This is a genomic window from Tamlana sedimenti (assembly GCF_038148895.1).
In the GTDB taxonomy this organism is placed as follows: Bacteria; Bacteroidota; Bacteroidia; order Flavobacteriales; family Flavobacteriaceae; genus Tamlana.
Genome location: NZ_JBBVGQ010000004.1, coordinates 134,124 through 159,698 on the forward strand (window position 1 = coordinate 134,124; position 25,575 = coordinate 159,698).

The following is a 25,575-nucleotide window of genomic DNA, read 5'->3' on the forward strand; positions in this document are numbered from 1 at the left end:
AAGAATTGGATTTGATTTTATGGAAACATTAAACTTTTTCAACAGTGATTTTCACACTTTTCGAAGCTGGAGTTTTGGCCGTATGCGCAAAACTATCAAGTGGCACAAGCACATTGGTTTCTGGAAAGTAAGTGGCGCAACAGCCTTTTGGAATATTATACCCAACAACCTTGAAGTTATTAGCTGTTCGGATTACGCCGTCGAACTCTGATTTTATATTTACAATAGATTGCTCTTTTAATCCTCTTTCGGCCATGTCGTCACGATTCATGAAAATAATGCGGCGATCATTAAAAATTCCTCTGTATCGGTCATTCAGTCCATAGATAGTCGTATTGAATTGATCATGGCTACGTATGGTCATCATCATCAACTCCCCTTCATTTAATTTCCATTGGGGCAATTTATTTATGGAAAAATTTGCTTTTCCACTGGAAGTCTCGAATGTTCTAATCCGTGCTCCATTAGGCAAATAAAAGCCGGCAGGTTGTTTAATTCTGATATTATAATCCTCAAAACCAGCCACTATCTCAGCAATATCATTGCGAACCAAATTATAGTCATCTTTATATTTTTCCCAATTAACTTTGGAATGCTTCCCTAAAGTAGCTTGGGCAATACCACATACTACTGCCACTTCGCTTAACAAATCTTTTGAACAAGGTTGTAAAACGCCTTTGGTTGACGAAACAATACCCATAGAATTTTCCACACTTTGTATCTGGACACCAGTTTTTTGATAATCTATTTCCGTTCGTCCTAAACAAGGCAAAATAAGGGCTTCTTTACCAGTTACTAAATGCGAGCGGTTGAGTTTAGTACTTACATGCACCGTTAAATTGCAGTTTGCCATGGCTTCAGCAGAATATTCAGTATCTGGAACCGCTGAAATAAAATTACCCCCCAAACCAAAAAACACCTTAGCCTTCTTTTCATACATGGCCTTAATGGCATCTATCACGGAATAGCCATGTTTAGCCGTTGGTTTAAAACCATATTTTACTTCAATTTTATCCAAAAATGCTTTTGGAGCCGATTCCCAAATACCAACAGTTCTATCGCCTTGCACGTTGGAATGACCTCGAACCGGACAAGTACCTGCTCCCTCTTTGCCAATACTTCCTTTCAACAGCAGCAAATTGACCAATTCGCGAATATTATCAACAGCATTTTCATGCTGCGTTAAGCCCATGGCCCAACAACAAATAATTTTATCGTTGTTTAAAATTAGTTCAAAAACGGCATCAAAAACATCCTTGGATACACCAGAAGCCTTCAAACATTCCTCAAAATTATACGTCTTTAAATCTGAAATAAAAGCATCGAAACCATGGGTGTATGTTTCAATAAATGGCTTATCAAATATATTCCCTTCTGACTCTTCCTTTTCCAAAAGCTTTAACAACAAGGCTTTTACGAATGGCACATCGCCGTTTATGGTTATGGGAACATGAACGTCAGTTAATTCAGTACCACCAGTTAATAGTTTTAATGGATTTTGTGGATTGGTAAACTTAATTAATCCGGCTTCTTCAAGTGGGTTGATGGCTATAATTTTTCCTCCATTCTTTTTACATTTTTCTAAAGCCGTGAGCATTCTTGGATGATTCGTGCCTGGGTTCTGACCAATGACCATGATGACTTCCGTTTTGTATAAATCTTCTAACGTTACTGAACCCTTTCCAATGCCCAAAGTTTCAGACAAAGCCTTTCCGCTGGCCTCATGGCACATATTGGAACAATCTGGTAAATTGGACGTGCCAAACTCACGAACAAATAGTTGATATAAAAATGCGGCTTCGTTAGTTGTTCTACCTGAAGTGTAAAATACAGCCTCGTCTGGATTTGCCAAGGCATTTAGATGCTCCCCAACTTTTTTAAAAGCATCTTCCCAAGAAATGGGCTGATAATGGGTCGCCCCTTCTGCCAAGAACATAGGCTCTGCCAACCTGCCCGATTTACCAATTTCAAAATCCGTCCAAATTGCTAGTTCTTCTACAGAATGTCTGGCGAAAAAATCGGCACCAATAGTTTTATTTTGAGCTTCCTCGGCAATAGCCTTTATACCATTTTCGCAATATTCACCAAGAGAAGACCGCTCGTCATCAGGGTCGGGCCAAGCACAACCTGGACAATCAAAACCTCCTTTTTGGTTTATTTTTCCTGACAATTTAATTGCATCATTAGTATTCATGTATTTTGAAACATGATTCAATGCCGACTTAATAGCGGCAAAACCAGCGCTATCCGTTGTCGGTTTGGTTATTTTTAAATTTGAAAAATGTTCGGGGGTTTTGGCTTTTTCTGAAGGTGATCGGCTCATTTTATTCTTCAAAAGTTTTGTTTAAAAGCTTGTTGTAATCTTCAATTGTGTCTAAATCTACATTTTTTTTTGAAGGTTTTATGGCTCTGACAAAAGATTGGTTTTCTTTAATTAACAATTTCGCCCCATCATCTCCCTTTAATTTAGACAATGCCCCTAGATAAATTCGGTCGAATACAACAGGTACGCCATACTTTCCATTTTCATAATCCGTTGCGATGATTTGATTTTTATTGGGTTCAAATTTTTGAATCAATTCATTAAGAAAATCAAATGTTATTGTAGGTTGATCTGCCAACATAAAAAGAACACCTTCAATTTTTGAATTGCTTTTCAACAAATAATTTACAGCAAAGGAAATTGATGAACCCAACCCCTGCTTCCACTCCTCATTCACCAAAATTTTAACAGACTCTTGTTGAATACTTTTCTCAATGGTTTTGTAATGGGCACCAAGCACGACAAAAACATCTTTTACTCCAGAATTTAAAGCAGTGTTTATTGTATGTCTCAACAGTGTTGTGTCGCCCCATTTTAATAATTGTTTAGGCCTTCCCATTCTGTTTGATGCTCCAGCCGCTAAAACAACTATAGGAATATTTGCTTTATTAGTATCCGACAAGCTTAAACTATTTTGAGTGAATCTTTCCAGTTTTTTTACTTAAAGAAATTGGATTGCGATGACGAGAATATGCCAATATCTCTGAAATAATTGAAACCGCAATTTCTTGCGGTGTTTCAGACCCTATATCAAGCCCAGCAGGCCCATGAATGCTATCCAAAAAACCATAATCTACATCAGGGCAATATTCTAAAAACTGGGATATCAAATCATCCCTTCGCTTTGTTGGCCCCAATAAACCAATGTAAGTTGGTTTGGTTTTTTGCAATGCAACCAAAAACCTCAAATCATTTGCAAAATTATGCGTCATTAAAACTACGGCTGTTTGATTATCTATACCTTTTATATCCAAATTTTCCGGAGATGAGCAAACGAATTGATTAGCGCCTGGAAAATTATCAATTGATTTTGTTTCGGATACCCCCGAGACAACAGTCACTTCCCATCCGGTTAAAGCCGCATATTTACAAAGCTGAACGGCATCATGTTCCGCACCAATAATAATTAATTTAAAACATGGTGGCATTGTCTGTTTGAATTTTGGAAGTTTAATGGTTTCCATTTTAGTTTCTTTGCCAGAAACCGAAAATAGTTTATCATTAATTTTTACATGAGTACCTATTTCAGTATGGATACCCACTTCCTTTTTAAAGAATGAAAGCAACTCAAAAGATTCTCTATTTTCTAAAAAATTAAAAAAAACCGAAGTAAATTTCTCATCAGGTTGAAACAACTCTAACAATATGTAAAGCACACCTTCACAACCCAAACGATAGCGGCCATCATAAGTCATTATTTTGGCATTTCCGGTCTTAAAAACAGATTCAGACTGCAATAAAACCTCTTTTTCCACACAGCCACCACTAACGGCACCAACCATATTCCCGTTTTCTAAAACAAGCATCCTCACGCCTGGCCGCCTGTAGGACGAGCCGTCCAAATCTACGACTGATGCCAAAACCGTTTTAATTCCTTTATTGTTCGCCAATGAAGCTTGATGGACTATGTTTTTAAATTCGTGTGTCATTAAAAAACCGTTATTAAATTCGGAACCGTTAACCCAAAACTTTTTGACTTGATATGAATGGTTGGTGATAATAGCGCTGGCCAGTAGCTTGATAAAGTGCATTGGCCAATGCTCCTACAGCTGGTGGCAATCCGGGCTCACCCAGTCCTGTTGGTGCTATGTCGCTTTCTACAAAAAATACTTCTATTTCTTCAGGAGCCTGTGAATGGCGAATTAATTGATACCTATCAAAATTATTCTGGACAGGTGCCCCGTTTTCAAAAGTCAGCTGGCTGTACATGGCATGACCAATACCATCAATTACACCACCTTGAATCATGTTAATAGCTGCATCAGGGTTTACAACAATACCGCAATCTACAGCACACCAAACTTTTTTGACTTTTGGTTGATTATCGACCATAACCACATCTACAACTTCTGCTACATAAGAATTGTGACAAAAATAGGCGGCCACACCTCTATGCACACCTGATTCATTTGTTCCCCAATTAGATTTTTCTTTAACCAATTTTAGCACGCCAGCATAACGTTCAGCATCATAATCATTTTTCTCCCCAACTGGGTTTTTCATGGCACGATCAAACAACTCCAATCGAAATTCAATAGGGTCTTTGCCAGCCAATTCAGCTAACTCATCTAAAAACGATTGTTCTGCAGCAGCCGCAAAATGTGATCTTGGTGCACGCCAAGCCCCTGCGGTAATGTTAGTGTCACTACTCTTTGATGCGGCCTGATAATTCTCCACAGTCCCAGCTGGAAATCTATCTTGAAATACAGCAGGTGATGGCAAGCCGGTTCCCTTAACAGAAAAGGCAATCAAATTGTTGTTTTCATCCAAACCGGCCTTATAAGTTGATAAATAGGCTGGACGATAAACGCCCTTGGTCATATCATCTTCTCTAGTATAAATAAGTTTTACCGGGGCTCCTATTTTCTTTGAAATAGCCGCAGCTTCAATGCCAAAATCGGCGTAAAGCCTCCTGCCAAACCCACCACCAATTCTAGTCATATTAACGTCTATGTTTTCAACTGGCAAATCAATTAATCTAGAAACTGCATTTTCCAAGCCTCTTGGAGATTGCGTGGGACCTATTAATTCTGCGGAATCGTCAGTAACATGGGCAAAGAAATTCATGGGCTCCATCGTGTTATGAGCTAAAAACGGAGAACTATAAGTACGCTCAATTACTTTTACCGCTTTACCAAAAGCGGCATCTGGGTCACCATCCTTTCTATTTATTTCAACTTTGTCTGACGCCAAAACTTGTTCCATGCGAGCCATATGTGTTTCAGAATTTTCCAATTCGCTGAACACGTCCCAATTAGCCTTTAAAGCCTTTTTAGCCTTCATAAGTTGCCACGTAGAATCTCCAACGATGGCAATATGTTGGTAATAGCCTTGCTGGTCAGAATTACCCGAATCACCAATTGTAGTATCTATAATAAACGCATCGCTAACACCTGGCATGCTTTTTATTTCCTCTTCATTAAAACTCTTGATTTTCATTCCGAAAGCTGGTGCATGTTCAATCATGGCCAATTTCATGCCTTCCCTTTTAAAATCTAAACCAAATTCGGATTTTCCTGTTACTATTTTTAAGCCATCAACATTTTTTTTGCTGTGCCCAATAATCTTAAAGTCTTTAACGTCTTTCAATTCAATTTCCTCGGGAACTTCAATTCCAACAGCTTTTGATGCTATATCACCATAACCAATGACTCTTTCTCCATTCTTTTCCTTTATAATTCCTTCGGCTACCGTTAAATCTTCAACTGAAACTTGCCATTCCTTTGCAGCTGCTTCCAGCAACATTCTTCTTCCTGTTGCTCCTGCCATGCGCAAGGCATCCCACCCTCTTCTGATGGATTGACTTCCTCCTGCAAATTGATTATTATAATACCCAATGTTTAGAGGCGCTTGTTCTACTACAACATTTTTCCAATCAACATCCAATTCTTCCGCTACAATCATGGGCATGGAAGTCCTAACATTCTGGCCAATTTCTGGATTAGGGGAATAAATGGTCACCAATCCTGTATCTCCAATTTTTATATATCCATTAATTTCAAACCATTCATTGGGTATCGCTAATACTTCATCCTTAACTTCGGGCTTGCATGCCAAAAGCCAATTAAACCCAATGAGCATACCTCCACCCGCGGCTGCAGAGATTTTCAAAAACGAACGACGATTATATTGTGTTTTTATTTTTGTCATGATTTATGGATTTAAATTTTGGATGCCGTTTTTATTGCTTGTTTTATTCTAGTATATGTGCCACATCTACAGATATTACCATGCATTGCCCCATCAATATCTTCATCGGTAGGGTTTGGCGTATGCTTTAAAAGTGCTGCAGCGCTCATAATTTGACCGCTTTGACAATAGCCACATTGCGGAACATCGTGTTCCAACCATGCTTTTTGAACAGGATGGTCACCTTCCTCGGACAAACCTTCAATGGTTGTAATGTTCATGCCAGAAGCTTGTGAAACCTGAAGCATACAGCTTCTAAATGCATTTCCATCAACATGGATGGTACATGCACCACATTGACCAATACCACATCCATATTTGGTGCCCATCAAGTTAAGTTGGTCTCTTAAAACCCATAAAATTGGAGTATCTGGGTCGGCTTCTACAGAAAATGATTTGTTGTTGATTTTTAAATTGAATAATGCCATAATTTTATCAGAATTGGATTTCCTTTAAAATTACGAAAAAGATAGCTCAGTCTCTTTTATTACAGTTTTTTAACTATTTTTTAAGACCGAGACGAAGTCCAGTGCTCTGCGTTCATTGTAATACACATTTTTCTTATCAATGAAACCAGCATGCCCACCATGCTTGGGCATTTCTAGATACACATTGGGATTATTTTTTGCTTCTTTAACAGGATAGCATTCAGGTGATAGAAAAGAATCGTTCAATGCATTGATAATCAAAGTTGGTGTTTTGATATTTGGTAGAAATTGCAAACTGCTGCACTGGCTGTAATAATCATTTGCGTTTTTGAACCCATGGGCTTTTGCCGTATAAACATTATCAAAATCGGTTAATGTTTTAATAGATTCTAAGTCGGAAACTGTTAATTGATTCGGAAATCGTTGATGCTTTAATTCAATTTTTTTGACCAAATGCCTTAAAAACCTATCGTGGTATAACTTATTTTTAAATGTATGTAATTCTCTGGCCGAACCTGCCAAAAAACAAGGGACGGAAACTGCAATAGCTGCTTTTATTTCGTTTGGGACATTCCGTTCACCCAAATATTTTAAAATAATATTGGCCCCTAAGCTGATGCCTTTCAAATAAATATCAGTATAGCCTTTTTGGGAAATGGCATGCTCTACCACTTCAACCAAATCACATGTAAAACCAGAATGGTAGCTACTAAATTTCAAGTTATCCTCACCACTACACCCTCTAAAATTTACGCAAACGGCATCAGCTCTATTTGTGTTAAAAAGCTTTGCTGGCGCCGTCATATAGGGTCGTTGCCCATTTCCTTCCAAGCCGTGTAAAAGAATAATGAGTTTATTGGTCTTTTCTTCAGAATAACTCCAATCCAAATCCAAAAAATCCCCATCACTTAAGGTGATGCGTTCACGTTCCTGTTTTAAAGTGACTTTTCTAACCAAACCAGAATAAACGGTAGAGACAAAGCCTCTTTTGAACAAAATTGGTGGTTTATAGGTACTTTCAACAATGGGCATACTTAAACTTCTAAAGAGGTAAATTGAAATATTTTTCCGTTGAATAAGCCTTTATCACTCAATTTTAATGATGGTATGACCAGTAAGGCCATAAACGATAAGGTCATATATGGCGATTGAAGTGTGTTACCCAATGCTTTTGCCATTCCATCAAGTTCTGCATAAGCTTTGGCAACGGTTTCTCCATCTTTATCGCTTATTATACCCGCCACGGGAAGCGGGAGAATTTTTTCTTCGGCATTGAAAACAGCACAAATGCCTCCTTTATGTTCAATAATTAAATTGACGGCTTGGCATATAGCTTCATCTGAAACGCCAACGGCAATGATATTATGCGAATCATGACCAACAGAGGACGCAATGGCTCCATGTTTTAATCCAAAATTTTTGATAAATGCCATGGCAGGTTTGGTGTTTTGGTAACGATTTACCACAGTCATTTTCAAAATATCATTGTCTGTATTTGATACAGCATTTCCATTGTCAATTTTACATTTTTCAATAATTTCGTTGGTGACCAACTGCCCTTCCATAGCTTCAATTACGCGAATTTTATTGGACTTTGATTTCACTTTAAAATCTGAAACTTGTTTTTTATCGCAATTGAAATTATTTAAATTTTTAAATGTAACTGGCTTAATTTTAGATATTCCATTATCAAAAACCAATTCACCATTTACATAGGTTTGCAGTGTTTTAAAATGGGTTAAATCTTCAATAACAATACAATCGGCAGCACCTCCAACTTGCAGCAAACCAACCTCCAAATTATAATGCTTAACAGGGTTAACACAAGCCATTTGCAACACTTTAAATACATCAATTCCTTTGGCAATTGCTCTGGCACATAACTGATTGATGTGACCAACCAATAAATCGTCAGGATGTTTATCATCACTGCAAAACATCATGCTTTCAAAATACTCGGGCGCTAAATCAATAAGGGCATCAAAATTTTTGGCAGCACTGCCTTCACGAATTAAAATCTTCATGCCTTTTTGAAGCTTTTCCAATGCTTCGTCGTGGGTAAAACACTCATGATCTGTTGAAATACCGGTATTGATATATTTTGAAATATCCTCGCCCAATAATCCTGGAGCATGACCATCGATAGGCTTACCAAAATGTTTGGCCCATTCTATTTTTTGCATCACTTCAGCATCATCAAAAAGAACGCCAGGATAGTTCATCATTTCTGCCAAATATTTGATATCTGGATTCTCAAGGAGACTTTTAATGTCGTTGGAATCTATTGTCGCTCCTGCCGACTCAAAAGTGGTTGCCGGAACACAAGATGGCGCGCCAAAATTGAACTTAAACGGTACTTGTTTACCATTTTCAATCATGAAATTTACGCCTTCAATCCCCATAACATTGGCGATCTCATGGGGGTCTGAAACCGTCGCCAAAGTACCGTGTTTTACTGCCAAGCGAGCAAATTCACTTGGCACTAGCATGGAACTTTCAATGTGGATATGAGCATCAACAAAACCTGGCATTATATAATTCTCAAAATCATGTTCCCTTTCTTCAATGGAAAAAATCTTACCATCTTTAAAAGTGACTTCACCTTTAAAAATCCGTTTGTTATGGATGTCGACTATCTTGCCTTTTAGTTTCAATGCTTGTTTAATTCAATTTTTAAAACATTTTTGGTGCTCTTGGTAACTCGAAATCGATGGTCGGCGCGACTGCCAATAATCCAAACAATATCATTGTCAGAACAGAGCAGCCATGCATTTTCTTTGTCCAACAAAGAGAACTTTTCATCTTTAAAAAACTTACTGAGTTTTTTCTTTTTACCGTTCATACCCAAAGGAAAAAACACATCACCTTCTTGTTTCTTTCTAATTTCTAAAGGAAACTTCAATAAGTCTTTATCAACATAAATAATATTTGATGTGTTGTCTGAAGTGGTATCTGTTGCATTCAATATCAATGCTCCAAAAGGGGTTTCAATTTCATTTTTACCTCCTGAAATTAAAATGATTTCATCATTAAATTTTGGAATTTCACTTAACAACAAATAAGCTCGGTCTTTAATTAATCTGTGGGTACTTGAAAGTACTTGCTTTCCCGTTTGGGCATCCAGCAAGTCTAAAACATCATTCCACTCATTAAAACCAAAGTCCTTAAAAACCTCAAACAAATACGCTTTCGGATTGTTGACTTTTTTAAATTCAGAAATTTTGAATTTAACTTCCAAATCACTTATCTTTTCCATGGCATGATTAAGAAAACTCTCTATGCCATCTTCAATGATGGAGGCTGAATCATTCAAATTACCCAAAGTCGTTTGAAAACTCTGTAACAGACTTGGGTTAATTTCCTTTAAAACGGGAATTACCTCGTGCCTCAATTTATTACGCAAATATTTAATCGATTTATTGCTGCTATCATCTCGCCACTTTATTTTATTTTCTTTGGCGTAATTATGAATATCATCACTTGAAAATGGTAAAAGTGGACGAACAAATTTCCCATTAATTGAAGGTATACCCGTTAAGCCTTCCAACCCCGTTCCTCGCGTAAAATTGATTAAAAAGGTTTCCAGATTATCATCGGCATGATGTGCAGTTAAAATGTAATCAAACTTTAGTTGTTCCGCTAATTCTTCAAACCAATCATAGCGCAATTCGCGAGCTGCCATTTGAATGGAACGCTTATTATCCTTGGCATATTTTTCGGTATCAAAACGTTGTACAAAAACTTCCAAGTTTAGACTATCGGCCAACTCTAATACAAAATCTTCATCAGCATCGCTTTCCTTTCCGCGCAAATTGAAATTACAATGTGCCAAAGCCATATCGAAATTCAACTTATGACATAAATGGGTTAAAACCACACTATCTATTCCACCAGAAACAGCAACGAGCAAGCGACTTTCCGTTAAAAAGCCAAGCTTGTTATCAATGTGGTTTTTTAATTTGTTCAACATGCTTTCAAATATACAACTTTGAGCATTTAAAAGACACCTCTGCCGTTATTTGAAATGACAATTATCATTTAAAATGATTTATAAATTTCGTAACTTTAGAATATTAACTTTAATACATGTTGTTATGAGCTCTATGGAAGAATTAAACGACAAAGCTAACCAAGTTGCATTCAACAAAAAGGTGGTTTCAATAACCCAACATTTACAGGCTTACGTAAAACACAGGTTGTACATTGCAGAATCTACGGGCATCATCCCAAAAAACATGTATTCTTCCAACGATTTTATTGACGAAGCCATTGCCAAATATTACGAAAATGGCTTTAACGTTGATAACGATACGGGAGTTATAAAACTTAAACTCTTTAAAATTGTTGATGCCGAATTAGATGAACTTTTTAGAAAAGAGGCTTTTCATAAAGACACCATGAGCACGCATGCTATTTTAACGGATGAACTGGATGCCCTTGATGAAAAGTTCACCATTGATGAAGATTTTGATTTTATCATGAACGATGAGCTCAATGATATTTCGTACAAACAAGAAAACAGACAAAAGCATCTTTTCTTGTATGACGACAACAATACTTCTGTAGTGGATGCCTTTGAAATTAAGGATTTAAGTTCTACGCATAACAGAAAACTTTTGGGCAAAATCTACACATGGTTACCATTGGGCGTTTCAAATATTGTGGATTTATCGGTGTTCGGTAAACTGACCAATGATGAAATTGCCAAAATAAAGAATATTGAAGCCAAGCGTGTAGAACGTGTTTTGGGAATTGCCGTGAAGTCTTTTAAAAATTATTTGGATTAGTTTTCCAAAACCGTTCTCATGGCCTTGGCCTTCACCAAGCACTCTTCGTATTCCCTCAGTGGGTCGCTCTTAACGGTTATAGCACCACCAACGGAATATGACACATATTTTTTGGTTTGGTTGTAAAGAATACTCCTTATAACCACATTAAAATCAAAATTCCTTTCTGGGGAAAAATAACCAATGGCTCCGGAATAAACCCCTCGCTTGGTTTCTTCTTGTTCCTCCGCAATGTTCATGGCCGAAATTTTAGGTGCTCCAGTCATACTTCCCATGGGGAATGTACTTTTAATGATGTCAACTGGATGAGTCGTGCTATCCACTTGCGATGTAACCGTTGAAATCATTTGGTGAACTTGGTCAAACGTATAAATTTTGCACAATTCCTCAACCTTTACACTGCCTTTTAATGCGGTTTTTGAAAGGTCGTTCCTTACCAAATCGACAATCATCACATTTTCGCTTCGCTCTTTTTTATCTTTAGAAAGGTTCAATTTTAACCTGTTGTCTTCATCTGGGTTATCTGAACGCTTTGCCGTACCCTTAATAGGTTGCGAAATGACCGTATTCCCTTCTTTTTTCAAATAGCGTTCTGGCGATGAACACAACACATATTTATCTTTTGTTTTAATAAATGCGGCAAATGGCGGTTTGGAAATGTCGTTGAGTTTCTGGTAAGTCTCAAAAGCGTTAATCACGGTGTTTTCTGCATAAAACTCTTGGCAAAAATTGGTCTCGTAAATATCGCCCCGTCGAATATGCCCCAAAATGGCATTCACTTTATCAAAATATTCATCTTTGTGAATACGTAATTTTATTTTGATGTCGCTGGCCACTTTTCCACGCTGCAACTGCACGCTTTGGTTAATGGCCAATAAATCGTCATTCAATTCATTGGCAATAAAATTCAAATACTGTATTTCAACTTCATCCCCCTTAAACAAAAAGAGTTTTTTTGGCTGGAAGAAAAACAAATCTGGAAAACCAAGCCCATCAAAATTTTTGGATTCAAGAGCCTCAATATCATTTTTTAGATCATAGGTTAAATAACCAAAAATCCAATCGTTGATATATGTTTGGTATTCCTTTAATTTTGCAAAAGCATTATGAAAATCGGTTTGAATACTCGTAAAGGCATCAACGGCAAGAATAGCATCATAAGTTGAATAATTCTGATGATAGTTGTTGGAATCCAACCAAACAACATCCTCAAATTGCTGACTCCAAATCAACGCTTTTTTCTTAAACGCTTGGCCGTCTTTCAGTTTATGGATGTGTGCTTTTCTCAATCGGTTGGTTTATGCCGTAAATTTAGAAAGAATACTGAATACATAGCAAGTTTTGTATCTTTAAGATTAAATATAAGTTTATGTTCAAGCTAGAAAACAACCTCCTAAAAATTGCCGTTAAAAAAACAGGTGCTGAACTGTGCAAAATAACTTCTGTAAAGCACAATACCGAGTTTATGTGGGATGCCAACCCAAATGTTTGGAGTAGTCATGCGCCCAACCTTTTTCCTATTATCGGCGCCTTAAAAAATGATACTTACATAGTTGACAACCAAAGTTATAAGCTACCAAAACATGGTTTGATTAGAAATAACACCGATATTACTTTGCATAAACTTTCTGAAGACAACCTTACGTTAAAACTTGCGTACAATGAAAAGACCTTGAGAATCTATCCTTTTAAATTTGAATTTTACATTTCCTATACGCTGAAAGATTCCACCATTATTATTAGCCAAACCGTGAAAAATAAAGATTCCAAAACCATATATTACTCCGTTGGTGGCCACCCCGCCTTTAAATGTCCTGTTTATGCAGACGAAGATTACACTGATTATTTTTTGGAATTTGAACACGCCGAAAACTCCAAAAGACACCTTATAAATATGGAAAACGGTTTGATTTCATCCAGAACGAAACCCGTTTTCAACAACAGTAAAATTTTGCCTTTAACACATGATATGTTTGAAGAAGACGCCTTAATTTTTAAGGATTTAAAATCAAGAAAAGTAACCTTAAAAAGCAAAAAATATGGTGACATTTTATCGGTTTCTTATGAAGACTTTCCGTATTTGGGCATTTGGGCAAAACCCAATGGCAATTATGTTTGCATTGAACCTTGGTTGGGTATTGCCGACAATGAAAACACCAATCAAGATTTTAAAACCAAAGAAGGCATTTTAAGTTTAAAGCCAAACAAATACGCCACAGCAACGTACAGCATTGAAATACATAACAACCATTTAGCGTAAAATGATTTTTAAGTGTAACTTTGCCAGGTAAATAGCACCACGTGACGTTTCAAGACCTCAATTTAAATACCCCATTATATAACGCCTTAGACGATTTAGGCTTCACCTCACCAACTCCTGTACAGGAGCAATCTTTCAACGTTGTAGCCTCAGGAAAAGATGTGGTTGGTATTGCGCAAACGGGTACAGGCAAAACCTTTGCCTACATGTTGCCCATTTTAAGGGATTTGAAATTTTCTAAACAAGATAATCCCCGTGTACTGGTTTTAGTGCCCACACGCGAATTGGTCATTCAAGTAGTTGAAGAAATTGAAAAACTTTCAAAATACATCAATAATCGTGTTTTAGGGGTTTATGGAGGCACCAATATAAACACCCAAAAACAAGAAGTTGCACAAGGATTGGATATTATCGTAGCTACTCCGGGTCGACTTTATGATTTGGCAGTGAGTAGGGCTTTGCAATTAAAGTCCATTCAAAAATTAGTGATTGATGAAGTGGATGTGATGCTCGATTTGGGATTCCGACACCAGCTCATCAATATTTTTGATATCCTCCCACAAAAACGTCAAAACATTATGTTTTCGGCTACCATGACCCATGATGTTGATTTGCTGATTAATGATTTCTTTATAAATCCAGAACGCGTTTCCATTGCGGTTTCGGGCACACCTTTGGAGAATATTGAGCAATCAAGATACGATGTTCCCAATTTCTACACCAAGGTGAATTTATTGGTGCAGCTATTAAACGATGCCGAAACGTTCCATAAAGTTCTGGTTTTTGTGGCCTACAAGCGTATGGCAGACCGTTTATTTAAAAAACTCGATGAATATTTTAAGGAAGAACTCTGTGTCATTCATTCCAATAAAACACAAAACTATCGACTGAGAAGTATTGAACAATTTAAAAAAGGCGAAAACCGTATTTTGGTGGCGACCGATGTCATGGCACGCGGTTTGGATATTGATAATGTAAGCCACGTCATCAATTTTGACACACCTGAATATCCTGAAAACTACATGCACCGTATTGGTAGAACCGGACGTGCTGAACGCAAAGGTGTTGCCATTACGTTTTCAACGGAAAAAGAACAAGAACACCTTAAAAATATTGAAGGATTGATGCAAATGGAAATTCCCCTAATTGATTTTCCAGAAATGGTTGATATTTCAACAGAACTTATTCCTGAGGAGCGACCCGAAATTAAAGAGCGCAACAACCCAACCAAACGAAAAGATGAAGACGAACCTGGACCGGCCTTTCATGAAAAGAAAGAAAAAAACCAAAAAGTGAATTTAGGCGGTTCCTACCGAAGGGAAATAGCCAAAAAATACAAAAAGCCTAAAACTAGAGGCGATAAGAATTTTAATAAGCGGAATAAGAGGAAGTAGATTTGGGTTAATCCAGTATCTTTTCAAACATAATTGCTATCATTAAAATAAAATGGCGATTCGGGAAAATACCCAAATCGCCATTACTTTTAGAACTTGTTTAATACTTCATTTAAATCAAGTTTTCGTTAAAGAAATCTTTCAATTTCTCAAAAGGAATGACATCAACTTTATCATACAAATCTGTATGAACCGCATCAGGAATAATCATTAATTCTTTTGGTTCTACGGCTGCTTTAATGGCATCTTCACTAAAATATCTGGAGTGCGCATTCTCGCCAGCTATTACCAAGATAGGTCTTGGTGAAATCTCTTCAATATAGGTCATAATTGGCATATTCATTAATGACAATGGTGAAGTTACAGCCCAAGAACTATTGGAATTGATAGACCTTGGATGAAATCCTCGGTCCGTTTTATAGTAATCATAGTAGTCTTTAACAAACTGAGGTTCTTTGCCAGATAATGTGTCCGGAAGGCCAAATGGGGTTAGAGCAGGTGTTCCGTTCTTTGCATCTTTCCAACGCTGCAAGCTCATTTGTTCAAGCATTTTAGTTCGATCTTTCAACGACGTTTGGTCATAATACCCTTTTGCACTTACCCGAGACATATCATACATACTTGTTGTGGCAACAGCTTTAACACGCTTATCTATTGCTGTTGCGTTCAAGGCAAAACCTCCGAAGCCACAAATACCGATGATTCCTATTTTATTTCTATCTACGTTTTCATGAAGTCCTAAAAAATCAATCGCAGCACTAAAATCCTCTGTATTGATGTCTGGTGACGCCACATTACGCGGCTCACCTTCGCTTTCGCCTGTATATGATGCATCAAAGGCCAATGCAACAAAGCCTCTTTCTGCCATTTGGTTGGCATATAAACCCGAGGATTGCTCTTTTACTGCCCCGAAAGGTCCACTAATCGCCAAAGCTGCGAGTATTTTATTTTGGGCATCTTTCGGAAGATATAAATCACCAACTAATGTAATTCCATATCGGTTTTTAAAACTTACTTTTTTACGGGTTACTTGTTCACTTAAATTAAAAGTATAACTCTCTGTTTCAACTAATGTGTTCATTTTTTTTAGATTTTTATTGTTCTGTATTTTATTTTGACTGTTTGCCATTGTTAAACTCAGTATGGCCACCATTACTATCATTATTGTATTTTTCATTTTCAAACCTTTGTGTATTCACTATCGGAAACGGGTTCTTTCCAATCAACAATTCCTTTTTCGGTGTTGGGGACTATGTACAATTGTTGGAGTCCAATATTTGGGCTTGCACCATGCCAATGGTTTACATTTGGCGGACATTTAACCACATCACCTTTTTTAATAATTTCTATTGGCTGCCCTTCAATTTGGTGGTAGCCAATACCATCCGTTATAATCAAAATTTGACCTGATGGATGACTGTGCCAGTTACTCCTTGATCCCGGCTCAAAATATACATTCCCCACCGCAGTAGTAAATATAGAGTCAGGAGCCACTAAGCCATAATTATGGGCATTACCAGTAAAAAATTCTTTAGCCCCCTTTTCCCCTTTTGGAAAAATAGCATCTAATTTATGTTCTTGTGTTTTCATACTTTTTTGGCTTTTATCATTTCCTGGATTGCAGCCCAAAAGACCTGTAAACAATACCAGAATTATTATTTTAAGACGTTCATTCATTTTCTAATGTTTAAATTTTATTAATCTAACTCGATTACTATGTTTAACGAACCTTTCACACTTAAATATTCCATGCCATTAGTTATTTTTCCTAAGGAAACCAATCCTTTTGCATAACCAAGATCCTTATAAAACAAAGCTATGTTACCCCATGGAGCATAATAGGTGAGATCTCCAATTGAAGGGTCAAATCCGTCTGGAGAATTTTCTATTGAAAGCCTTTTGTCGAGATTAGCTACTTTTTCTGTGTTAGCATAATCGTTTAATTCTAAAGTTAACGGTAGCAGTGATACAAAATCCTTACTTGTTGCATTATCAAATAAAATGGCCGTGGCAATATTTTTTCCAATGGTTATTTTCAGTTTCATAGAATCTTTAATTGTATCATTAGTTAGTCCATTTTGGCTTAGACTAGTGATGAATATTATCATATAGTTAATTGGTTTCATTTTTTGTTATTTAACAACACTGCAAAGTTAAAACACGCAATTGCTCTATATATTACATTAATTTCGTAAATTATGTCAAATTTCACGTATTCATTATAAATCATTATCAATTGAAAAAAGATGAAACACCAAAGGTTCAGCTATTTGAAGCGTCTGGAGAGATTAATTTTCCCGGGAGTTTTCTGAAACACTATCATACACACATCTATTGTCATAGCGGTACAATGTCATTTACATTTAAAGGAAGAACCTTGAAAGGCACTGCAGGAGAATTTGTGTTTTGGTATGCGCACAGTGCTGTTTCCAATTTGCACTTTTCCAAAAATTTTACAGCGACCGTGTTGTTGGTTGAGGAAGAATTTTTGAACAGTAATTTACCAGACTTAAGTTGGAGCATTGACGTTCTCGTTCATACTCGCGATCATCCTGTTCTGCATTTCAATGAAAAGAAGAATAAACAAAAGGTTCTCAGTAATTTTAGGTTACTCTATGAAAAATATCTAGAAAAAGACCATACTTTTTTTGAAGAGGCTACAAATACACAGATGCGGCTTTTTACACTAGAAATGTGGCATGTTTTTGCTGCCGAGTTTGAACGCAATAAACGGACACTTGAAAGTGGCTCTATTTATGAACAGTTTATTCATTTAGTTCAACAAAACTGTTTAACAGAGCGTGAAGTACAATTTTATGCTGACAAATTACACATCACACCCAAGCACCTGAACTTTGTCTGTAAACAGAATACTGATATTACCGCCTCAGAATGGATTCATCGATTTGTTAGGGAAAGGCTTATCATTCTATTGGAAAACCAAAACCTTAACATAGCCGAAATTTCAAATGTGATGGAATTTTCAAGCCGATCATTTTTTACCAGATATGTAAAAAAATTGCTTGGTTTCACACCTAGTGAATTTAGAAGAAGGATGGAATGAAATTATTCAATCACATCAATCTTCATCCAATTCCATAATTAAATTGGCAATCAAAGCTGTCCAGCCTGTTTGGTGGGATGCTCCTAAACCTTTTCCTGTGTCACCATCAAAAAACTCATAAAACAAATGTAGATTCTTAAAGTGTTCCTCTTTGGTGAACATATGATTAGGGTCGTCTGAATGATATTGGAATTTCCCATCAGAATTGGCCTCAAAAAGTTTTATAAGTCGTTTTGTCAACTCATTGGCAATTTGCTTTAGGTTCAGTTTTTTTCCTGAACCTGTTGGAAATTCATATTGATAGGTTGGTCCGTAAAACTTATAATACTTGCGCAATGATTGAATAATCATATAATTCAACGGCATCCAAATAGGCCCACGCCAGTTGGAGTTTCCGCCAAACATATTCGAACGGCTTTCACCTGGTTCGTACTGTATTTGGTGGTGACCGTGGTGCTGAAATACAAACGGATGTTTTTCATGGTATTTAGATAGTGATCTAATACCATAATCTGAAAGAAACTCATTTTCATCGAGCAAACGTATCAATAGATGCTCCAATCTAAAGGCCCGCATAATGGAAAACAGATAGTTGCCCTCTTCATTAGGGTCATCCAAATTGGAAATTAAAGATGCCAAATCGGGTCGCGTTCTTATAATTTCGTTTGCTCTTATTCTAAATTCCTTAAGTTCCTCAAAAAGGTTTTTATGCATGATTTCAACAGCGAACATAGGTATAACACCAACTAATGATCGCACCCTAAGGCGATCCGTTGCACCGCTTGACATTTCAACAACATCGTAATAAAAATTATCCTCGTCATCCCATAATGAAATGTCCTTTTTCCCAATATGGTGCATGGCCCAAGCAATGTTTAAGAAATGCCTAAAGAACTTGGCCGCCGCTTCTTCATAAATTTTGTTGGTTTTTGAAAGTTCGAGTGACATGCGCAACATATTCAAGGCAAACATAGCCATCCAACTAGTAGCGTCAGACTGCTGCATTCTTGTAATGCCGGGTGGCATATGGTTTCGGTCAAAAACTCCAATGTTGTCCAACCCTAAAAAGCCGCCTTCAAAAAGATCGGTACCGCTTTTATCCTTTTGGTTTACCCACCAAGTAAAGTTGAGCAATAATTTTTGAAAAGCTGTCTCTAGAAACTTGGTATCTCCCTTGCCTCTATATTCTTTGTCTTTATCGTAAACATGCCAAACAGCCCATGAGTGAACGGGTGGATTAACATCACTAAAATTCCATTCATAAGCAGGAATTTGCCCGTTAGGATGCATGTAGTTTTCCTTTAAAACAAGTAAAAGCTGCTCTTTAGCAAAATATGGATCAACCTCAACAAACGAGGCCATATGGAATGCCAAATCCCATGCGGCATACCACGGATATTCCCATTTGTCAGGCATGGAAATAATGTGCCTGTTAGTAAGATGTTGCCAATTATAGTTTCGCATATTATAGCGGTTTGGTTTGGCTTCTCCAGGGCCTCCAAAAAGCCATTTAAACACATCGTTATAATAAAACTGTTTTGTCCAGAGCAAGCCTGCAAATGCATCCTTCGCAATCGCCCTGTGCATTTCTGGGATATCCTTATTTATGGTTTCGTTGTAAAACTCTTCGCATTCTTTCATGCGCTGTTCAAAAAGAGCATCAAAACCAGCCCAAGGATCTTGAAGTTTGGTTTTAGTCAAGCGAATTCTAATCGTCTTTTCTTGACCTGGCTTCAATTTAAGCTTGTGCCAAACTGCAAACTTAGACCCATTCAATTCTGGGTTTACCGTTTGCTTTTTTTTATTCACGACTCGGTCGTTTATACCATCCTTTACATATTTGGTATCATTTGGAATATTATAAATGCGCTTGTTGTTTGTTTCGTTTTCACAAAATAGTTGTTTGCCCTTTTCATGGTATAAATAATACCGACCATTTCTTGTACTTCTGGACATGACACTTGTTTCTGAAATGGACTTCATATTTGGGCGTGTATGCCGTTTATTGTGTTTCCAGAAATTACGAAACCACATATGAGGCAGCACATGTATTTTAGCCTTATTCTTGCCACGATTTACCACCGTGATTTTCATGAGAATATCATTTACATCGGCCTTGGCATACTCAATAAAACAGTCGAAATAAGCATTATCCTTAAAACAACCAGTATCGAGCAATTCATATTCGGGTTCATGCCTTCCTCTTTGATTACCATGAACCAAATCGCCATAAGGAAATTCATTTTGGGTATATTTATATAAAAACTTGCAATACGAATGCGTGGGTGAAGATACCTGATGAAAATAAAGTTCTTTCACGTCTTCACCATGATTGCCTTGATTATTGGTCAACCCAAATAAACGTTCCTTTAAAATGGCATCCTTTCCGTTCCAAAATGCGGGTGCCAAACACATAATTTCGCGCGAATCGCAAAAACCCGCAATACCTTCCTCACCCCACCTGAAAGCATTACTCCTGGCTTTTTCATGATCTATAAATTCCCAAGATTCACCATGTTCACTATAGTCTTCACGTACGGTCCCCCATTGTCTGTCGGCCAAATATGGCCCCCATTTCTTCCAGTATTTATAGGTGTCCGACACCGCCAACCGTTCTACTTCAGCCCCTTTTTGAAACATATTTTATAAAAATTAAGTGTTCAAGTTAATTTTGGAATAACTAAGCTCAAAAGCCAATTTCAACAGCTATTCCAAATAAAAATAAGATATTTTTGGACATTTTTTTAATTGCCCAAAAAGTATTGCCTATTTGTCTTTTTTAAGGGATAAAATTTAAAATTTATCAAAAAAAAGGTATTCCAAAATGAAGAAGTGATAGTCAAATTAACCATGACTTGCCTTTTTTTTTAAAATTTATTGATTAACATAAAAAAATCCCTTTTCAAATTAATGAAAAGGGATGATGACATGTAGAGAGTTTTTCGGCATACAGAAAAATAACCAACCAAATTTTAACCCTAACTTAAAGTTAATCCTGCACGCTTACTTGGCTCTCTACAATATCTTTTATAGGGACTATTAATTTTCCATTCTTTGTTTTTAGGGTGACCGTAATGTGATTGATTGAATCTACTTCCCCTTTAATGTCACCAAATTCTATTTTTTGACCTATTTCATAGGTTTTTCTAGCATAAAAAGCTTTTAACAAATCGCCTACTACTTTTTGCGCGCCAAAACCAAATGCCAAAGCAAAAGCCAATAAAAAAGCAGCCAAAATCATGGTAACGTTGCTGGTTATAATTTCAGTATCTACCCCCGCTTGGTTTAGTGCTGTTATCGAAATAAAAAGCAACAACAAAAAGAATACAATCTGGCTAAATAATTTTGAACCTGATAAATCCATAGATTCAAAAAATGACTTAATGCTTTTTTTGATAAAATTAGCCAGTAACAACCCAATCGTAAAGATGATTAATGCGGAAAACAATCTTGGTAAATAACCGAGGAAATTTTTGATTTCCTCTGAAACCATTGTCAAATTCAGGATATCGGTCACCACAATCAAAATCATGATGTACATAACCCATTTCACAAATTTGGTTGTGATTTTTATGACATCAAAATTGAGCTTTTTACCTTCAAAAATTTCAATTTCATTAATTTTATCATCTAGCTTATCAGCCTTTGCCAACTTTAATGCTTTGCCGATAATACCGACCAAAATCTTGGTAAGCAACCAACCAATAATAATAACGGCTATGGCTCCCAAAATATTTGGTATAACTTTCGCAACTTCTTCTGTCATAGCGGATAATGAAGCCATAACACCTTCATTCCATGCTGTTATTTTTTCCATAATAACTTAATTATTTTGTTAGGGTTATTTTTTTCTTTTTTTAATGGTTTGTTCCACAATTTTGGCTGCATCAATAGAGAAAAGGCTAGCCAAATCCATAAGCAACTTAGCTGTGGCAATGTCGCTCATAACCTTCGCTTTTAGTTCCTCAGGAACTTCCTTAAGCGGCTGATTTATATGTTTAAACGGATTCTCCATTAGCTAAAATTCTCATTATAAACGGTTATCAACTTATCTTTAGCACGCTTCACTCTCATTTTTACCGCGCTTTCCCCAATGCCTAAAACACTTTCAATTTCCTTTATGGAAAGAAAATCTTGATATTTTAGCAACAGTATCATTTTCTCTTCAGGAGAAATTAGCTCCAAAGCGGCCTTTAGCTTATCCACCCGCATTTCCTCAAAGCTATTATCATCCTCATCTTCTGAGAGGTTTTCAATATCATGATAGTCTACAGACTGCTTTTCAAACTTTTTAGCCGTATTTCTGGTTACGTAATTTACACAATGGTTATAGGTAAACGCATACAACCAAGTTGAAAATTTAGATTTACCCTTAAAACTGGCCAATTTAACAAAGAGCTTTAAAAATACATCTTGTGTTAAATCTTTGGCTTCATCTGCATCTTTTGCAAAGCCATAACATTTATTGTACACCAAACCGGCGTATCTATCATATAAAATTTCAAAAAGCAAGGTATTGTTAGTTTTAACAATTGCCTTTACCAAATCTTCGTCTGATAACTTATTGATGTCGTTTAGGGTTTCCAAATTTAGCTTTCGCTATTTAGTTGTTTGTTGAAGTTAGGACACACATGTTTTAAATAGGTCACAAAAAAATTAAAAAATAAAAATAATATTATTGAACATCTAAGCTTCTTCTAATTGGTACGCAATTCTTACTCAAAATGAAGAATAGCTTTTACAGAAAAATTGCATTTATAAAGACTATTGATTATCAAAACATTAAATCATTATTTGGTGAAGCCCTATAAAATGATTCCTAATTTAAGAAAAGTTAAAAACAGTAAATTCATTTAATAAACATAGCAGGCTTCAATCCTAAATACAAAAAAAGCGAACCTAAAAAGATTCGCTTTTCTTTTAAATTCTTAATTTTTAAATATGCAAAGCCCTATCATCAGTAGCTGCCAATGCAGCTTCTTTAATGGCTTCAGTAAACGTTGGGTGCGCATGCGACATTCTTGAAACATCCTCAGCAGATGCACGATATTCCATAGCTACAACTGCCTCGGCAATCATATCGGCAGCACGGGCACCTATCATGTGTACACCTAAAATTTCATCAGTATTTTTATCTGCCAAAATTTTGACAAATCCGTCTAAATCCATACTCGCCCTGCTTCTACCCAACGCGCGCATAGGAAAAGAACCTACTTTATAATCAACCCCAGCTTCTTTTAACTGTTCCTCAGTTTTTCCAACCGCAGCAACCTCAGGCCAAGTATAAACCACACCCGGAATTAAATTATAGTCGATATGTGGTTTTTGTCCTGCTAAAGTTTCGGCAACAAAAACGCCTTCTTCCTCAGCTTTATGAGCCAACATGGCTCCTTTTACCACATCACCAATGGCATAAATATTTGATGCACTAGTTTGTAAATGGTCATTGACCTCAACCTGTCCTCTATCATTTAGTTTTACCCCAGCAGCCTCAGCGTTTAAACCATCGGTATATGGACGACGACCAACAGACACTAAACAATAATCGCCTGTAAGTTCTATTTCCTCACCTTTTTTGTTATCTGCCTTTACAATAACCTCATCACCTTTACGCTCAACAGATTTTACTTTATGTGACGTATTGATGGTGAATTTTGCTTTCTTAAAAACTTTGTTCAATTCTTTTGACAGGCCTGAATCCATGGTTGGAATGATACGGTCCATATACTCAACCACAGTAACTTCTGCTCCCAAACGCTTGTAAACTTGCCCAAGCTCCAACCCGATAACACCGCCACCAATTACGATTAAGTGCTTTGGAATTTCTTTTAGCTTCAATGCTTCGGTAGAAGTAATGATTCGCTCTTTATCAATTTTGATAAATGGCAAATTTGATGGTTTACTGCCTGTTGCTATGATGGTGCTTTTAGCTTCTATTTCTGTAGCTTTTTCACCTAAAACGGTAATATGCGTAGCATCTTTAAAACTGCCTATTCCGTTATAAACATCAATATTATTCTTCTTCATTAAAAAATCGATACCACCAGTGGTCTGGTCTACAACAGCTTGCTTACGGGCAATCATTTTTTCCAAATTCACCTTCACATCGCCGGGAATCTCAATGCCATGCTCTTCAAAATGTTTTACAGCATCTTCGTAATGGTGCGACGAATCTAAAAGCGCCTTACTAGGTATACATCCCACATTTAAACAGGTGCCTCCAAGTGTTGCATATTTTTCTATTAAGGCAGTTTTCATGCCCAATTGTGCGCAGCGTATAGCCGCAACATATCCTCCAGGACCAGAGCCAATTACGGCTACATCGTATGAGTTCATATTTTTATATTGAATTTCTTTAGTTTAAGACAGATTCAAAAATACGAATGTTTTATTGTACAGCAATAAAAAAGCTGGCTTTATGGAATGAATTAGTGATTTTGATAAAAAGACACAACTATTTTCTTGAATCATGAAATATTAAGGAAATCCCTATATTTTTTACAAAGCCATTTCGAAAAATGTAATCGATTGTTTTTTACTAGCTGTCAAAATATTCATAAACCCCTAATATCACCAACTTCCTATTTTTTTCGTACCTTAATGTCTCACTTTAACTAAATTCAAAGTATTATGGATGAGCATATTTATAAAAAAATTGAAATTGTAGGCACTTCAGCAAAATCCAGTGACGATGCCATTGAAAACGCCATTAAAAAAGCTTCAAAATCGGTTCAAAACCTAAGATGGTTTGAAGTTATTGACACCAGGGGCAATATAAAAGAAGGCAAAGTTGATATGTGGCAAGTAACCATTAAAATGGGCTTTACCATGAAAAATTAATAAAGCACGCTATATATTTCTCCTTTGAAATTATGTAGTTTTGTGCTTCATGCAAAAAAACATCAACATACAAAACAAAAAAGCACGTTTTCAATATGAAATATTGGACAAATACACTGCTGGAATTGTTTTGACCGGAACTGAAATAAAGTCTATAAGAGACAGTAAAGCTTCTATTGCCGAAAGTTTTTGTGAGTTCAATGAACGTGGTGAGTTATTTGTTATAAATATGACCATTGAGGAATACAAATATGGCACGCATTATAACCACAGACCAAAGGCCGAACGCAAATTACTTTTAAACAAAAGGGAGCTTAACAAACTGAACAAAGAAGTTCAAAATTCAGGGCTTACCATTGTTCCTTTACGATTGTTTATCAACGAAAAAGGTTACGCCAAAATGGACCTTGCTTTGGCAAGAGGTAAAAAACTTTATGACAAGCGTGAAACCATAAAAGACCGTGACAACAAACGAAATCTAGACAGGATTAAAAAAATCTACAAATAATTTAAGTGTTTCTTAACGCTTGATGCGTTTTCAATTATTTATTTTCCCCTTTTAATAAACTA

At 36.5% G+C, this 25,575-nt stretch carries 23 protein-coding genes; 6 read left to right on the plus strand and 17 right to left on the minus strand.

Annotation, left to right across the window (positions count from 1 at the left end):
• Positions 1 to 28 precede the first annotated feature (28 nt).
• The 8 genes from WJN01_RS10890 to tilS all read right to left on the minus strand — a co-directional run bounded on the left by WJN01_RS10890 (position 29) and on the right by tilS (position 10,630).
• A complete protein-coding gene (locus WJN01_RS10890) occupies positions 29 to 2,323 on the minus strand; it encodes an FdhF/YdeP family oxidoreductase (protein WP_445197192.1) in 2,295 nt (764 codons plus the stop codon).
• A 1-nt stretch (position 2,324) separates the two neighbouring features.
• The gene (locus WJN01_RS10895; protein ID WP_445197193.1) at positions 2,325 to 2,945 is read right to left on the minus strand and encodes a nucleotidyltransferase family protein; all 621 of its coding nucleotides are present in this window, start codon (positions 2,943 to 2,945) and stop codon (positions 2,325 to 2,327) included.
• A gap of 7 nt (positions 2,946 to 2,952) precedes the next feature.
• Entirely contained in the window at positions 2,953 to 3,972 is a 1,020-nt protein-coding gene (locus WJN01_RS10900; protein WP_445197194.1) for an XdhC family protein, read from the minus strand.
• Positions 3,973 to 4,000: 28 nt separating this feature from the next.
• Positions 4,001 to 6,193 (minus strand): molybdopterin cofactor-binding domain-containing protein, encoded by a 2,193-nt coding sequence (locus WJN01_RS10905; RefSeq protein ID WP_445197195.1) that lies wholly within the window; start codon positions 6,191 to 6,193, stop codon positions 4,001 to 4,003.
• Positions 6,194 to 6,204: 11 nt separating this feature from the next.
• Positions 6,205 to 6,660, minus strand: coding sequence for a (2Fe-2S)-binding protein (locus tag WJN01_RS10910; RefSeq protein ID WP_445197196.1), 456 nt, complete (start codon positions 6,658 to 6,660; stop codon positions 6,205 to 6,207).
• Positions 6,661 to 6,729: 69 nt separating this feature from the next.
• Positions 6,730 to 7,692 (minus strand): YheT family hydrolase, encoded by a 963-nt coding sequence (locus WJN01_RS10915; protein ID WP_445197197.1) that lies wholly within the window; start codon positions 7,690 to 7,692, stop codon positions 6,730 to 6,732.
• A gap of 2 nt (positions 7,693 to 7,694) precedes the next feature.
• Entirely contained in the window at positions 7,695 to 9,314 is a 1,620-nt protein-coding gene (gene ade, locus WJN01_RS10920; RefSeq protein WP_445197198.1) for an adenine deaminase, read from the minus strand.
• Positions 9,311 to 10,630: a tRNA lysidine(34) synthetase TilS gene (gene tilS / locus WJN01_RS10925; RefSeq protein ID WP_445197199.1), complete on the minus strand. Its 1,320-nt coding sequence runs from the start codon at positions 10,628 to 10,630 to the stop codon at positions 9,311 to 9,313. The genes ade and tilS overlap by 4 nt, the downstream gene beginning before the upstream one ends.
• Before the next feature lie 73 nt (positions 10,631 to 10,703).
• Here tilS and WJN01_RS10930 point away from each other — a divergent pair, with 73 nt between their 5' ends.
• A complete protein-coding gene (locus WJN01_RS10930) occupies positions 10,704 to 11,447 on the plus strand; it encodes a hypothetical protein (protein WP_445197200.1) in 744 nt (247 codons plus the stop codon).
• Here WJN01_RS10930 and WJN01_RS10935 read toward each other — a convergent pair.
• Entirely contained in the window at positions 11,444 to 12,736 is a 1,293-nt protein-coding gene (locus tag WJN01_RS10935) for an anthranilate synthase component I family protein (protein ID WP_445197201.1), read from the minus strand. The genes WJN01_RS10930 and WJN01_RS10935 overlap by 4 nt on opposite strands.
• Positions 12,737 to 12,816: 80 nt before the next feature.
• Between WJN01_RS10935 and WJN01_RS10940 the strand changes: the two genes are divergently transcribed.
• Together WJN01_RS10940 and WJN01_RS10945 are read left to right on the plus strand one after the other, a co-directional pair.
• Entirely contained in the window at positions 12,817 to 13,707 is an 891-nt protein-coding gene (locus WJN01_RS10940) for an aldose 1-epimerase family protein (protein WP_445197202.1), read from the plus strand.
• Positions 13,708 to 13,748: 41 nt separating this feature from the next.
• Positions 13,749 to 15,101 carry a DEAD/DEAH box helicase gene (locus WJN01_RS10945; protein ID WP_445197203.1) on the plus strand — a complete coding sequence of 451 codons (1,353 nt, stop codon included), beginning with the start codon at positions 13,749 to 13,751 and terminating at the stop codon, positions 15,099 to 15,101.
• 112 nt (positions 15,102 to 15,213) lie between these two features.
• Here WJN01_RS10945 and WJN01_RS10950 read toward each other — a convergent pair whose 3' ends face one another.
• From WJN01_RS10950 to WJN01_RS10960, 3 genes are all read right to left on the minus strand, one after another.
• A complete protein-coding gene (locus WJN01_RS10950) occupies positions 15,214 to 16,182 on the minus strand; it encodes an alpha/beta hydrolase (protein WP_445197204.1) in 969 nt (322 codons plus the stop codon).
• Between the two features lie 98 nt (positions 16,183 to 16,280).
• Entirely contained in the window at positions 16,281 to 16,778 is a 498-nt protein-coding gene (locus WJN01_RS10955; RefSeq protein ID WP_445197205.1) for a cupin domain-containing protein, read from the minus strand.
• A gap of 20 nt (positions 16,779 to 16,798) precedes the next feature.
• Positions 16,799 to 17,146 carry a cyclophilin-like fold protein gene (locus WJN01_RS10960; protein WP_445197206.1) on the minus strand — a complete coding sequence of 116 codons (348 nt, stop codon included), beginning with the start codon at positions 17,144 to 17,146 and terminating at the stop codon, positions 16,799 to 16,801.
• A gap of 191 nt (positions 17,147 to 17,337) precedes the next feature.
• Between WJN01_RS10960 and WJN01_RS10965 the strand changes: the two genes are divergently transcribed.
• Positions 17,338 to 18,165 carry a helix-turn-helix domain-containing protein gene (locus tag WJN01_RS10965; RefSeq protein WP_445197207.1) on the plus strand — a complete coding sequence of 276 codons (828 nt, stop codon included), beginning with the start codon at positions 17,338 to 17,340 and terminating at the stop codon, positions 18,163 to 18,165.
• A 15-nt stretch (positions 18,166 to 18,180) separates the two neighbouring features.
• Here WJN01_RS10965 and WJN01_RS10970 read toward each other — a convergent pair whose 3' ends face one another.
• The 5 genes from WJN01_RS10970 to lpdA form a co-directional block, all read right to left on the minus strand.
• Positions 18,181 to 20,805, minus strand: coding sequence for an MGH1-like glycoside hydrolase domain-containing protein (locus tag WJN01_RS10970; protein ID WP_445197208.1), 2,625 nt, complete (start codon positions 20,803 to 20,805; stop codon positions 18,181 to 18,183).
• Positions 20,806 to 21,154: 349 nt separating this feature from the next.
• Entirely contained in the window at positions 21,155 to 21,982 is an 828-nt protein-coding gene (locus tag WJN01_RS10975; RefSeq protein ID WP_445197209.1) for a mechanosensitive ion channel family protein, read from the minus strand.
• 24 nt (positions 21,983 to 22,006) lie between these two features.
• Positions 22,007 to 22,180 (minus strand): hypothetical protein, encoded by a 174-nt coding sequence (locus tag WJN01_RS10980; protein ID WP_445197210.1) that lies wholly within the window; start codon positions 22,178 to 22,180, stop codon positions 22,007 to 22,009.
• Positions 22,180 to 22,752: an RNA polymerase sigma factor gene (locus WJN01_RS10985; RefSeq protein WP_445197211.1), complete on the minus strand. Its 573-nt coding sequence runs from the start codon at positions 22,750 to 22,752 to the stop codon at positions 22,180 to 22,182. The genes WJN01_RS10980 and WJN01_RS10985 overlap by 1 nt, the downstream gene beginning before the upstream one ends.
• Positions 22,753 to 23,100: 348 nt before the next feature.
• Entirely contained in the window at positions 23,101 to 24,501 is a 1,401-nt protein-coding gene (lpdA, locus tag WJN01_RS10990) for a dihydrolipoyl dehydrogenase (RefSeq protein ID WP_445197212.1), read from the minus strand.
• Positions 24,502 to 24,795: 294 nt separating this feature from the next.
• Here lpdA and WJN01_RS10995 point away from each other — a divergent pair, with 294 nt between their 5' ends.
• On the plus strand, positions 24,796 to 25,005 hold the full coding sequence (locus WJN01_RS10995) for a dodecin (RefSeq protein WP_445197213.1): 210 nt from the start codon (positions 24,796 to 24,798) through the stop codon (positions 25,003 to 25,005).
• Between the two features lie 49 nt (positions 25,006 to 25,054).
• Complete coding sequence (gene smpB / locus WJN01_RS11000; protein ID WP_445197214.1) at positions 25,055 to 25,513, plus strand: SsrA-binding protein SmpB; 459 nt, start codon at positions 25,055 to 25,057, stop codon at positions 25,511 to 25,513.
• The last annotated feature ends 62 nt before the right edge of the window (positions 25,514 to 25,575 follow it).

Excerpts from the sequence above, each read along its gene's own strand:
- WJN01_RS10995 (WP_445197213.1), top strand. The coding sequence starts at position 24,796 with ATGGATGAGCATATTTATAAAAAAATTGAAATTGTAGGCACTTCAGCA.
- WJN01_RS10915 (WP_445197197.1), bottom strand. The coding sequence starts at position 7,692 with ATGCCCATTGTTGAAAGTACCTATAAACCACCAATTTTGTTCAAAAGA.
- smpB (WP_445197214.1), top strand. The coding sequence starts at position 25,055 with ATGCAAAAAAACATCAACATACAAAACAAAAAAGCACGTTTTCAATAT.
- tilS (WP_445197199.1), bottom strand. The coding sequence starts at position 10,630 with ATGTTGAACAAATTAAAAAACCACATTGATAACAAGCTTGGCTTTTTA.
- WJN01_RS10955 (WP_445197205.1), bottom strand. The coding sequence starts at position 16,778 with ATGAATGAACGTCTTAAAATAATAATTCTGGTATTGTTTACAGGTCTT.
- WJN01_RS10910 (WP_445197196.1), bottom strand. The coding sequence starts at position 6,660 with ATGGCATTATTCAATTTAAAAATCAACAACAAATCATTTTCTGTAGAA.
- WJN01_RS10950 (WP_445197204.1), bottom strand. The coding sequence starts at position 16,182 with ATGAACACATTAGTTGAAACAGAGAGTTATACTTTTAATTTAAGTGAA.
- WJN01_RS10960 (WP_445197206.1), bottom strand. The coding sequence starts at position 17,146 with ATGAAACTGAAAATAACCATTGGAAAAAATATTGCCACGGCCATTTTA.
- WJN01_RS10975 (WP_445197209.1), bottom strand. The coding sequence starts at position 21,982 with ATGGAAAAAATAACAGCATGGAATGAAGGTGTTATGGCTTCATTATCC.
- WJN01_RS10900 (WP_445197194.1), bottom strand. The coding sequence starts at position 3,972 with ATGACACACGAATTTAAAAACATAGTCCATCAAGCTTCATTGGCGAAC.
- WJN01_RS10905 (WP_445197195.1), bottom strand. The coding sequence starts at position 6,193 with ATGACAAAAATAAAAACACAATATAATCGTCGTTCGTTTTTGAAAATC.
- lpdA (WP_445197212.1), bottom strand. The coding sequence starts at position 24,501 with ATGAACTCATACGATGTAGCCGTAATTGGCTCTGGTCCTGGAGGATAT.
- WJN01_RS10970 (WP_445197208.1), bottom strand. The coding sequence starts at position 20,805 with ATGTTTCAAAAAGGGGCTGAAGTAGAACGGTTGGCGGTGTCGGACACC.
- WJN01_RS10940 (WP_445197202.1), top strand. The coding sequence starts at position 12,817 with ATGTTCAAGCTAGAAAACAACCTCCTAAAAATTGCCGTTAAAAAAACA.
- WJN01_RS10890 (WP_445197192.1), bottom strand. The coding sequence starts at position 2,323 with ATGAGCCGATCACCTTCAGAAAAAGCCAAAACCCCCGAACATTTTTCA.
- WJN01_RS10930 (WP_445197200.1), top strand. The coding sequence starts at position 10,704 with ATGATTTATAAATTTCGTAACTTTAGAATATTAACTTTAATACATGTT.
- WJN01_RS10980 (WP_445197210.1), bottom strand. The coding sequence starts at position 22,180 with ATGGAGAATCCGTTTAAACATATAAATCAGCCGCTTAAGGAAGTTCCT.